Source organism: Mycobacterium lentiflavum (genome assembly GCF_022374895.2).
In the GTDB taxonomy this organism is placed as follows: domain Bacteria; phylum Actinomycetota; class Actinomycetes; order Mycobacteriales; family Mycobacteriaceae; genus Mycobacterium; species Mycobacterium lentiflavum.
The window spans coordinates 2,703,851-2,716,586 of sequence record NZ_CP092423.2 but is presented as its reverse complement, the minus strand read 5'-3'; the positions used below and the strand labels follow the sequence as shown (position 1 = coordinate 2,716,586).

1 protein-coding gene (only partly in view) is annotated in these 12,736 nt (G+C 66.7%); it reads right to left on the bottom strand.

Features of this window, described 5'->3' with window-relative positions:
* Positions 1–12,736 carry the beginning of a non-ribosomal peptide synthase/polyketide synthase gene (locus MJO58_RS12755; protein ID WP_239723024.1) on the bottom strand. It extends 18,383 nt beyond the left edge of the window, so the window shows 12,736 of its 31,119 coding nt (coding positions 1–12,736); the start codon lies at positions 12,734–12,736; its stop codon lies beyond the left edge, outside the window.

Sequence of the window (12,736 nt, the reverse complement as noted above, 5' to 3'; positions counted from 1 at the left end):
GCAACACCGACAGCGCCGCCTGCACCACCATGAAGCTGGTGGCGTTGTGTTCACGAGCGACCTGCGCGATGCGCTGCTGCAAGTCCGCGGGCCAGTCCACGTCGACAGTCGCGCCGCGCAGATCGGCGGCCCGGGGGTAGGGGCGATCGGTCGGAAGCTGCAGCCGGTCGGGCATCCCGGCCAGAGCCTGCTCCCAGTAAGCCAGCTGAGCTCCGATGCGGCTGCCACTGTCGTCGAGATCGCCGAATTGCGCGTGCTGCCACAGCGTGTAATCCGCGTACTGGACCGACAACTCGGCCCAGCCCGGGGCCTGCCCGGCGCACCGGCTGGCATACGCTACACCCAAATCCGCGGCGAAGGGCGTCAGCGACAAACCATCCGCGGCGATGTGGTGCACCACGATCACCAGCACGTGTTCGTCTTTCGCTACACCGAAAAGCCTTGCCTGCAGCGGGATCTCGGCGGCTAAGTCAAACGTGCAGTGGGCCGTCGCCCTGATCGCCTCGTCCACCTGGCTCGTCGGCCATCCGTCGGCATCGATAACGTCCCAGCCGAAATCGGCTTGGGCGGCCGGTAGTACGACCTGCTGAGGCGTTCCCTCGATGGCCGGGAACACGGTGCGCAGGCTTTCGTGACGCGCCACCACATCAGCCAGCGCCGCACCGAGCGCCTGGGTGTCCAGGTGCCCGCGCAGCCGCAATGCCGCCGCCATGTTGTAGACGGGTGAGGCGCCCTGCAGTTGATCGACGAACCATAGCCGGCTCTGCGCGAACGACAACGGAATCACCGCCGGCCGCACACCTGCCGTCAGCGGGGCCACGCGTCCCGTGCTCTCGGCCAGGCGGGGCGCCAGCTGCGCAACGGTGGGCGCTTCGAATACGACGCGCACCGCAAGATCGACATTCAGCGTGGTGTTGATCGCCGCAATCAGACGCATTGTCGACAGTGAGTCGCCACCCAGGTCGAAGAACGAGTCGTCCACCCCCACCCGCTCGACACCCAGCACGTGTGCGTAAATATCGGCCAGTCGCTCCTCGACCGCGGCGCTCGGAGCGCGGTAACGATCGGTGTTCTGGTAATCCGGCGCCGGCAAGGCACGCGCGTCGAGTTTCCCGTTGACCGTAATCGGCAGTGCGGCAAGGGAAACCACTGCAGCTGGCACCATGTAGGCCGGTAGCCGCTCGGCGAGCGCGGCGCGCGCCTTGACCGGATCGGCGCTGCCGGTGACATAACCGACGAGGCGCTTATCGCCCGGACTGTCTTCGCGAGCGATCACCACCGCCTGCTCGACGCCGGCGAACTCGGACAACGCGGCCTGGATTTCGCCGAGTTCGATGCGGTAGCCGCGAATCTTGACCTGCTCGTCGGCGCGGCCGAAGTAACGCAGCTGCCCGTCGGGACCCCAGCACACCAGGTCGCCGGTGCGATACATCCGTGCTCCCGGCGCACCGAACGGGCACGCCATAAACCGCGACGCGGTCAGAGCGGGGCGGCGCCAATATCCAACGCCGACGCCGTCGCCGGCCAGATACAACTCGCCCACCACCCCGGCGGGCACCGGTCGCAACGATCCGTCCAGCACAAAGAAGGCGGCCCGCGACACCGGTGAGCCGATCGCCGGGAAACCCGATCCAGCCTTCAGCGGCGCGCTCTTAGACGCCCACATCGTGGTTTCGGTCGGACCGTAGACGTTGACCATGACCCGGCCGGGCGCCCATCGATCCACCAGCTCGGGCGGGCACGGCTCGGCACCGATCACCAGCGCCGTGGAGTCCAAGCCCTCGGTGGACAGCATTCCCACCGCCGAGGGGGTCTGGGTAAGGACGGTCACGCGTTGCCCGACCAGTAAGGCGTGGAATTCTTCGGGTGAGCGCGACACGGACTCGGGCACCACCACGAGCCGGGCGCCATGCAGCAACGCGCCCCAGATCTCCCACACCGAGAAGTCGAAGGCATAGGAGTGGAACTGCGTCCAGACCTGCTCGGGCGACAACTCGACCCCGATCTGCAGCGCGTCGAAGAGCTGAACGACGTTGTTGTGCGTCACCGCAACGCCTTTGGGAACACCCGTGGTGCCCGAGGTGTAGATGATGTGGGCGAGGTCGTCGGGCGCGGGCCCGGCGGGTGCCGTGCCGGGTTGGGCGGCCGCGGCGGAATCGGCGACATCGACGACCGCCAGGTTGAATCCCCCGAACCGCCCGGCCAATTCGGCGGTGGTGAGCGCGGCGATCGGCACGGCGTCGGTCAGCATGAATTCGATCCGGGCCGCAGGCAGCGCCGGGTCGATCGGCAGGTAGGCAGCCCCGGACTTCAGCACCGCCAATATCGCCACGATCGCCTCGGGCGACCGCGAAAACATCACCGCCACAGACGTTCCCGGACCGGCTCCCCTGCTGGTCAGCAGGTGTGCCAATCGGTTGGCCGCCTCGTCGAGTTCCCGGTACGTCAGACTGCGCCCGGCGCCGACCAGCGCCACCGCCCCCGGTGTGCGCGCTGCCTGCGCGGCGAACAACACCGGGACGGACGTGGGTGTCGTGGGCCGCGTCAACACCGATTGATTGCCCCACCGCTTCAGCCGGGCATGCTCGGCGGCATGCAGCAGATCCACGGTGGACAGTCGGCGCTGCGGTTCGGCCGTGACGGCCACCAGCACCCGGTGCAATCGATCGATCAAACCCTCAATCGTGTTCGCGTCGAAAACATCGGTGCGAAATTCCGCCATCACGGCGATACCGGCGTGCTCGCCGTCCTCGGTCCAGCGTTCGGCCAGTGAGAACGCCAAATCCATCCGGGCAGTGTGGGTATCCACCGGAGTTGGCGTGACGTGCAGATCACCCAGGATCAGCCCGTCGTTCCCGGCGAAGTTCTCCCAGCCCAACAACACCTGGATCAACGGATGACGGGTCAGGGATCGAGTCGGGTTGAGCCGCTCGACCAGCAACTCGAACGGCACGTCTTGATGCTCGAACGCGGCCAGGCTGCGTCGACGCACCTGTGCCAGCAGCTCGACGAAGCTGGGATCGCCGGACACGTCGACGCGCAGCACCAACGTGTTGACGAAGAATCCCACCAAGTCGTCCAGTACCGCCTCGCGGCGCCCGGCGATCGGGAAGCCCACGGCCACTTCGGGACTGGCACTGATCTTGGACAATAGCGTGGCGAACGCCGCCTGCACCACCATGAAGCTGGTCGCGTTGTGGGCACGGGCCACCTGCGCGATCTGCTGCTGCAGCTCGGCCGGCCAGTCCGCCGCCACCCGGGCACCGTGATGGTCGGCAACCGGTGGGTACGGGCGATCGGTCGGCAGTTGGAGCTGTTCGGGCATTCCCGCCAAGGCTTTTTCCCAGTATGCGAGCTGAGCGCCGATCGGGCTGTCGCTGTCGGCGGCGTCGCCGAGGTGGGTGCGTTGCCACAGCGCGTAATCCGCGTACTGCACGGCCAGGTCGGCCCATCCGGGTTCTTCGCCCCTGCACCGGCTGGCATAGGCGACACCCAGATCGCGCGCAAAGGGGGCGATCGACGAGCCGTCGCCGGCGATGTGGTGCACAACTGCCACCAGCACGTGCTCGTCGTCGGCAACCCTGAAAAGCTTTGCGTAAAGCGGACTCTCGCTGGCCAGGTCGAAGGCGTAGCCGGCCGCGTCCTCAATGGCTACCGCCAGCTGTCGTTGCGACCACCGGCTGGCATCGACCGCGTCATAGCAGAATTCGGCATGTTCGGCCGGGACGATGACCTGGTGCGGTATGCCGTCTGTTGAGGCGAATATCGTGCGCAGGCTTTCGTGGCGGCCCACCACGTCGGTGAGCGCGGTAGCCAGCGCGTCGGCGTCGAGCCGCCCGCGCAACCGCAACGACACCGCGATGTTGTAAATAGGCGACGGTCCCTGCAGTTGGTCGATGAACCACAACCTGCTCTGGGCGAACGACAATGGAATCACGTCCGGCCGCGCACCGGCAGCCAATGGCTCCAGCCGCGCCGCATCCCCGCCGACGCGCGGCGCCAACTGCGCGACGGTGGGCGCCTCGAAAATGGTGCGCACCGAAAGGTCGCTATCCAGGCTGGAATTGATCGCTGATATCAGGCGCATCGCCAACAGCGAGTCGCCGCCCAAGTCGAAGAACGAGTCGTCCACCCCGACTCGCTCCAGCCCCAGCACTTGGGCGTAAATGCCGGCCAGGATCTCCTGCACCGCGCCGGCCGGGGCGCGGTAACGATCGGCGTCCTGGTACTCCGGCGTCGGCAAGGCCCGGCGGTCGAGCTTGCCCGAGGCGGTCATCGGGAATTCGTCGAGGACCATGATGTGAGCCGGCACCATGTAGTCGGGCAGCCACGCGCTCAACCGCTGACGCACCGCGCTGATTTTGGTGTTCGTGCGCGGGTCGTTGGCGTATGCGCTGTTCCGCTGTGCCTTGGATGGTGGCAGGTAGAGATCGGTTACCGCCGGGGAGCTCTGACCGTCGGCGGCGCGGAAGACCGCGTCGAGGGTGCCGAGTTGGGCGCCCCAGGTGACGGCGACGTGGTATCCGGCGGTTTCCCCGAGGCGGTGCAATTCTTCTGCTACGGCGGCGTCGGAGGTTGCCCGGGCGTGGACGAGTGCATCGGCGACGGTTAGGCCGCCGGCCAGCGCCTGTTCGGCGCGGACATCGGAAACCACCCCGGCGTGCGCGATCTCGGTAATGCGCACCACCGCGGGACGGTGCGATTCCAGCCGGCTGCGCAGCCCACGCAGACCGGCACATTGAGCCCATGACCAGGTCGGCGCGTCGGCGAGCGAGCGCACCGGCGCGGGATTCTTGTGGATGACGACGTCGTAGCGATACCGGTTGAGTTCGTTGTCCCCGGATCCGCGTTTGACCTGGATGTCCAGTCCGGCCACCGACGGTCGGTCCGCAGCCAACGTGGTGAAAAACGCTGGCGCCAAGAGTAATTCGGGTTCGCTCAGGGTGGCGTGGTGCACCCGTTGCCGGATCTCGGCGGCCTGGGCATCGGGAGTACGGGCGAGCGCGATCCCGGTCTGGAATGCGCCCTGCAGACCATGGTTGCGCACATCCCCGATGAACAGCGCACCAGCCGGGGCCAGCAGCTCCATGGCGTGGTCGATCAGGTCGGCCAGGTATCCCGCGTTCGGGAAATACTGCACCACCGAGTTGACGATGATGGTGTCGAAGTAGCCTCGCGCCAGTCCCTCGGTGATGTGAGCGGGCTGGGCCCGCAATTCGACTCGATCGCGCCACGGGAGTTGTAGCTGTTCCAGCGACCGGCCGAGGTTGTCGATGGCCACCGCCGACATATCGGTGGCGACATAGTGTTCGGATCGCGGAGCGACTTGCGACAGGATCAGTCCCGTGCCCGCACCGATTTCCAGCACCCGCCTCGGGCGCAGCGCCATGATCCGATCGACCGTGGCCGTACGCCACTCGTGCATTTCCTTCAGTGGAATGGGCTCGCCCGTGTAGCTGCTGTTCCAGCCGCGGAAATCCATGCCGAACTCCGGCGCGCCGTGGTCGCCGCCGTAGAGGTCGTCGTAAATGTGTTGCCACTCTTCAACGATTTCGGCGTCGTGATCGGGAGTCTCGTCGTGATTCAGGGTCACGTAGGCGACGAGATGGGCACCGCCGGTGGCGCTGTGATGCACGGTGGTAGCGGCCTGGCTGACCTGCGGGCACGCCAGCAACGTGTTTTCGATTTCACCCAGTTCGATGCGCTGCCCGCGCAGCTTGATCTGGTTGTCCGCGCGGCCCAGATACTCCAGGGTCGCGGCGGGCGTCCAGCGCACCAGGTCGCCGGTGCGGTACATCCGCTCCCCGGCCGCCCCGTACGGGTTGGCCACGAACCGCTCAGCGGTCAGTCCGACGCGTCCCACATACCCGCTGGCCAACGCGGGACCGGCCAGGTACAGCTCGCCCACCACCCCGATCGGGGACGGCTTCAGCCAGGCGTCGAGCACCAACGCGCACACCCCGGGGATCGGGCTGCCGATCGTGACGGGCTGCCCGGCGGCGAGGGGGCCCGTGCAGGTGACCCAGATGGTCGTCTCACTCGGGCCATAGGCGTTGACCATCCGCCGGCCGGGCGCCCAGGTCGCCACCAGCTCCGCCGGCAAGGCCTCGCCCACGGTGATCAGCGTGTCCAAACTGTCCAGCCGCTCGTGATCCAGCGAGGACACCACGGTCGGCGTCAACACCGCCGCACTGACCCGCTGGCACTCGGCCAGTGCGGTCAGCGCCTCCGCGGCATAGATGTCCGGCGGCGCCACGACCAGCCTGCCCTCGGACTCCACCGCGAGCAGGACCTCGAAAAGGGACGCATCGAACGTCGGTGCGGCGACCATCAGCACCCGCGCGTCGGAGGACAGCGCGAACATCTCGCGTTGCGCGTCCACCACTCCCAGCAGACCGGCGTGGGTGACCGCCACGCCCTTGGGGGCGCCGGTGGAGCCCGACGTGAAGATCACATACGCGGTGTTGTCCACCCGCAGCGCCGCCAGCCGGTCGGCGTCGGTGATCGGTTGCGCGGAACGCTCGGACACGTCCAGATCGTCGATGCGGAGCACCGGCCGCTCCGCGGCTCCGTCCAAAGTATCTCTGCCGCAAACTAATACGCACACCGTGCCGGCGGCATCCAACACCGTGGTGATCCGCTCGACGGGTTGGGACGGATCGATCGGCACATAAATTCCGCCGGCCTTTGTCACTGCCCACCATGCGACCACCAGCTCCGCGCAGCGCTCCGTCGCGACGGCCACGGCGCGCTCCGGACCCACACCCGTGTCGATCAGCAGCCGCGCCAGTCGCGTCGACCATTCGTCGAGTGCGCGATACGACAGCTCCCGGTCGCCGTCGACCAGCGCCACCGCGTCCGGCGCCGACGCCACCGTCTGCTCCAACAACTGCGGCGCCAGCCCCACCGGCGCCCGGACGCCGGCGCCGGACCACTGCGCCAGCACCAGATCACGCTCGCCGGCATCGAGCAGATCCACCGTTGACAGCCGCCGGGTCGGATCGGCAGTCATCGCGACCAACACCCGCCGTAACCGCTCGATCAGCTTCTCGATGTCGGCCACGGTGAACACGCCAGTGTCGTATTCGACGCGCAGGTCGAGTTCGCGGCCCGGCAGCGCTTCCACGGTCAGCGGGTAGTGGTTGTATTCACGGTTCACCACGTCGGCGATGGCCAACTCGTTGACGCTGGCCAGCGCGGCAGTGTCGACCGGGTAGTTCTCGTAGACAAAGGCGGTGTCGAAAAGTCGTTCGTGGCCGGTGATCCGGTGGATCTCGTTCAGCGCGAGATGCTGATGGTCGATCGTGTCGTTGTGGTCGCTTTGCAGCTGGCGAACCAAGTCACGTGTGGTGGTTTCGGTCGTGATGGTCGCGCGCACCGGGACGGTGTTGATCAGCAGCCCCACCATGGATTCCGCGCCGGCCACTTCGAGATCGCCCGCCCGCGAGCGCGCCGTGCCGAAGACGACGTCACGCTGGCCGGTCAGCGAAATCAACAGCAGCGCATAGGCGCTTTGCAGCACGGTGCTGACGGTGGTGTGGCACACGCGCGCCAGTTCGCCGAGGGCCCGGGTGGTCTGCTCGGGCACTCGAACCGAATGGAAGCCTCGCTGTCCCAAGCCCAGTCCGTCCTCGGGGCCGAGCAGCGTAGGGGTCTCGAAGCCGGCCAGCACGTCGCCCCACGCCGCTCGGGCGGCGTCCAGGTCGCGGTTGGCGAGCCAGGTGATGAAGCTGCGATAAGGTGCGGCTGCGGGCAGACGCTGCCCGTAGTAGATCGTGAAGATCTCGCGCAACAGGATCGGCAGCGACCAGCCGTCGAGCACGATGTGGTGATTGGTCAGCACGAATTGGTGCTGTTGCTCCGCGGTGCGGATCAACAACGCACGGAAGGCGGGCTGGTCGGCGAAGTCGCATACCGCTGCACGCTCCGCCGCGCACAGCTGTTGAATCCGCTCGTCGCGATCGGTGTCGCCGGCGAAATCGAGATAGCGCCACTCGGCGGTGGGATTGGCCGGGATGATCTGCACCGGCTCGTCGTACTGGTCGCTGAATCGGGCCACCAGATGCGGATGCCGGGTCATCACCGTCTGTACCGCGTCGCGCAGCCGGTGCGGGTCGAGCGGACCGGTCACGGTGAAATCCAATTGCACCGCGTACATATCGTCGTCAGTCAGCGCCGCGCCGGAATGGAACAACAATCCCTGCTGCAGTGGGGTCAGCGGAAGAATGTCGGCAATCTCGTATTGCCTTTGTAGTTCGTCGATTTGGAGCTGAGTCAGCCGAGCCGGCGCGATATCCGACGGGGTCAGACCGCCGCCGCCGGATCGCACAAGCGCGCAGATGCCCGCCAGCGCGTCGAACCACAGCTGGCTGAGCCGGGTGACCTCGGCGGCGTCTAGCACCGAGGGCGCCCATGTCCAATTGGCATGCAGCTCTGGGCCCGTGACGGTGTCGACGGTGACGGCGTTGAGCTCGACGGTGTGCGCCAGCGGCATGGGCACTGCCGCGGCGGCACCGGTGGTCGACATACCTTCCGGACCGATCCACCACACGTCGTCGGACGCCTCGTGCACCGCGGCGCCCAGACGTCCGAGATAGTTGAACCCGATGGTCGGATCCGAACCGCCCAGGTCGACGTCGTCGTTCAGGTAGCGCAACAACCCGTAGGTCAGACCCTCGGGTACCGCACGAAGTTGCTCTTTGGCGGCCTTGATTCGCGCACCCAGTGCCGCGTCGCCGGCGGCTACCTGTGCCCAGGACAACCCGCCGACCGCCAGCGAGACAGGGTATTTGGTGGTGAACCACCCCACGGTGTGGGACAGGTCGATATCGGCGTCGAATTCCTCGTGACGTCCGTGACCCTCGACGTCGATCCCGATGGGCGACGCACCCGTGCCCAGAAACTCTGCCCACGCCAATCCGTATGCAATCAAGAGGATTTCGTGGATTCCGGCGTGAAACGCCGTCGGAACTTCAGCGAGCAGCGTGCCGGTGGTCTCCGGATCCAACGCGACCGAGAGGTTCTCGGCTGTGGCGTAGGTATCGATCTCCGGCTGCACCGCCGGCAGCGCCGCTGGGGTCGCCGCCAGATGCTTCCACGCGTCGGCATGCTCCAGCACGGCCGCGGTACCCGCATGCTCGACGAGCCCCGCCGACCACCGGGCGAACGACGTCCCTGTCGCTGGCAGCACCACCGGCTGCCCGGCGCGATGCTGAGCCCACGCCGTGTTGAGATCCTCCAGCAGGATCCACCACGACACCGCGTCGACGGCCAGGTGGTGAATGGTCAACGCCAGCTCGGAGGTGGAACCAATCCACAGCGCGGACACCATCATTCCGGCCGCCGGGTTCAACCGCGACCGTGCGTCGACCAGCGCCTCGTCGGACAAGGCGTCCACCGCATGTAGACACGCCCGCGCATCCACCGACCCCACCTCGGGCACGGTCAACGACCAACCGTCGGCGCTGTCTGCGACGCACAGCCGCAACATGGCGTGCCGGTCCAACAGGGCCTGCAACACCACGACCACGTCGGATTCGCCGGCGGCCGCGGGTGCCTGCATCAGCACCGTCTGATTGAACTGCTCGACCGGGCCCTCAATACTGTTCAGCCAACACATGATTGGCGTGGTCGCGACAGGCCCGATTCCCTCGTCGACCGTACGCTCGGCACCATCGGCCACGGTGGTCACTCGGGCCAGCCCGGCCACCGTCTGCTCCACGAAGACGTCGCGCGGACGACATAGCAGTCCGGCCGCACGCGCCCGCGCCACCACCTGCATCGACAAGATGCTGTCGCCGCCGAGCTCGAAGAACGATTCGTCGACGCCGACCCGCTCCAGGCCTAGAACCTGGGCGTAGATATCGGCCAGGAGCTGCTCGACGGCACTGGCCGGGGCGCGGTAGTCGCCGCCGGTGTACCCCGGTGCCGGTAGGGCACGGGTGTCGAGTTTCCGGTTGACCGTGAGCGGGAGCTCAGACACCGTCACGATCGCGGCGGGCACCAGATAGGCGGGCAGGCGCTCGGCCAGCGCGGCCCGCACCGCGAGCGGCTCCGCGGTACCGGTCAGGTAACCGACGAGCCGCTTGTCACCGGGGCGATCCTCACGCACGATCACCGCGGCTTGCTCGACGCCGTCCAGCGCGGCCAAAGCGGTTTGCACTTCGCCGACTTCGATGCGATAACCGCGGATCTTGACCTGCTCGTCGGCGCGCCCCAGGTATTGCAGCTGCCCGTCGGGGCCCCAGCACACCAGGTCCCCGGTTCGATACATGCGCGTTCCGGGCGGCCCGTACGGACAGGCCACAAAGCGCGACGCGGTCAACGCGGACCGCCGTAGGTATCCGGTGGCCACGCCGTCACCGGCCACATACAACTCGCCGACCACCTCGGCGGGTACGGGGCGTAACCAGCTGTCGAGCACGAACAACGCCGCACCGGTCACCGGCGACCCGATCGGCGGTGCCCCGCGGCCCGCGGTCAGGGGGGCACTGATTGCCACACACATCGTCGTCTCGGTCGGGCCGTAGGCGTTGACCATCAGTCGTCCCGGCGCCCAGCGGTCGACCACCTCGGCCGGGCACGCTTCCCCGGCCATCACCAAAGACACCGACTCCAGACCCCGAGGGTCCAGCATCGCCACCGCCGAGGGGGTCTGGGTCAGCACGGAGACCGCTTCGGCGATCAGCAACGCGCGCAGATCTTCTGGAGAGCGGGTCACATCTTCGGGGACCACCACCAGTCGGCCACCGCGCAGTAGCGGACCGAAGATCTCCCACACCGAGACGTCGAAGGCCAGCGAATGATTGTGCGACCACACCCCGGCCGCCGGCAGTCCGGCATCCAATGACGTCAGCAGCTGGGTCACGTTGTGATGGCTAACCGCAACACCTTTCGGCGTGCCGGTGGTGCCCGAGGTGTAGATCAAGTAGGCAATGTCCGACGCATCCGCGGCTGCCAACGGCGTGGCGGGTTGTTTGTCAATTGCAGGGTCGTTGATATCGATGCGCGCAACCTGATGCCCATCCAGCCGGTCGGCATGCTCAGTAGTGGTGAGTGCGGCGATCGGAGCCGCGTCGGCAAGCATGAAGCCGAGACGGGTCGACGGCGATGCCGGGTCGATGGGCAGATATGTCGCACCGGCCTTCAGCACCGCCAGCATCGCCACAATCGCCTCGGCCGACCGCGAAAACAACAGAGCCACCGACTGTCCCGGCCCCGCCCCGCGTGCCGCGAGCAGGTTCGCCAACCGGTTCGATGCTTCATCCAACTCGTGATAGGTCCACCGACGCTCGCCACAGCTCAACGCCGTTGCGTCCGGGGTTAGCGCGACATGCTCGGCGAATTGTGCGGGAATCGAAACGGGCGGGGTGTTGGCTGCCGCCAACGCCGTTCGATTCCCCATTACGTCGAGATGGAGAAGGTCGGCGTCGTCGAGGGCATCGACCGACGAAAGGGGCCGGGTCGGATCGGCGCTCATCGCCGCCAACACTCGCTCGAATCGCTCGGCTAGTTCGGCGGCATCGAAGCGAGAAAATGGTTGCCCGGCGCCGACGGTGCTGAGAAAATTCTGGCCTCCATACCCGAGGAAGAACAACCCGAAGTGGGCGACCGGGCCAAACGTGGTAAAGGTTGCGGTGGCCGGAACACCGCCGAAATCCAAGGCGAGACGGGCCAGGATGAAGTTGACGACAACCCGATTCGCCGCCCGCCTGGGGTCGCGAAGGCCAGCTGTGCCCGCGGCATGCACCGGAAATCGCTGATGCCGCAGTGCTTCTCGTGTTCTGGTATCGACCTGCTGGCAGAACTCTCCGATTGTGGATGTCGGCGACGACTTCAGCACCAGCGGAACGACCCCGGTGAGCATCCCGGGAAGGATCTTTGACTCCGGCCGCACTCGCCTACTGACCGGGAAGTCGAGCACCAGTTCATCGGAACCGTCATCGGTATATGCGCGAACCAGAAGTGCACACGCCGCGGTGATGATCGCGGATTGACGAACGCCCAGCTGCTTGGCGAGGGTCTTGATTCGGCCGACGGCGGACGGGTCCAGTTGCACTGGCTCCGAGGGCCAATACGTGTCCAGCTCGTTTCCGCTCGGCGGCAGCGCGACATCGGCGCCGTCCTGAGCAGGACGGTGCTGCGCCCAGTAGGCCTGATCCTCGAGGTACTCGCTGGACGCTTCGTACTCCAGCTCAATGCCGATGAGGTCGCGCAGCGACCCGAAGAATGCGGGAGATACAGCCGAACCGGAAGCCATCGCGGTATAGATGGCTGCAATGCGACGGCCCACCAACGCGATCGCCGAGCCGTCGATGACGATGTGATGGCAGCAGGTGAACCAGTAACATTCGTCGGGCCGCGTTCGGAACAACGCAAATCTCAGGAGAAACCCATCGAGCGGCATCGGCGTGCGCTGGATCGACGTCGCCATCTCACGCGCGTCCCGCGCGGGATCCTCCGAGCCGGTCAAATCATAGACATCCAGCCTGACATCCGGATCTTCGATCGCCCGTTGGAAGACCTGGCCGTCCACTTCGAAGAAGGCCGCTCGAAGGGGTTCAGCCTCGTGGATCGCCCGGCGGATTGCCCGCTCAAGCAGATCGGCGTCGACGGTGCCCTCGACACGTACGAATTGGCCGAGCTGCCACTCCGGACCCGAAGAACCGGTGTGTTGCGCTAGCCATATATCGAGCTGACCGCGTGTTAGCGGCAGCGCTCGGTCGTCAAGTTCCAC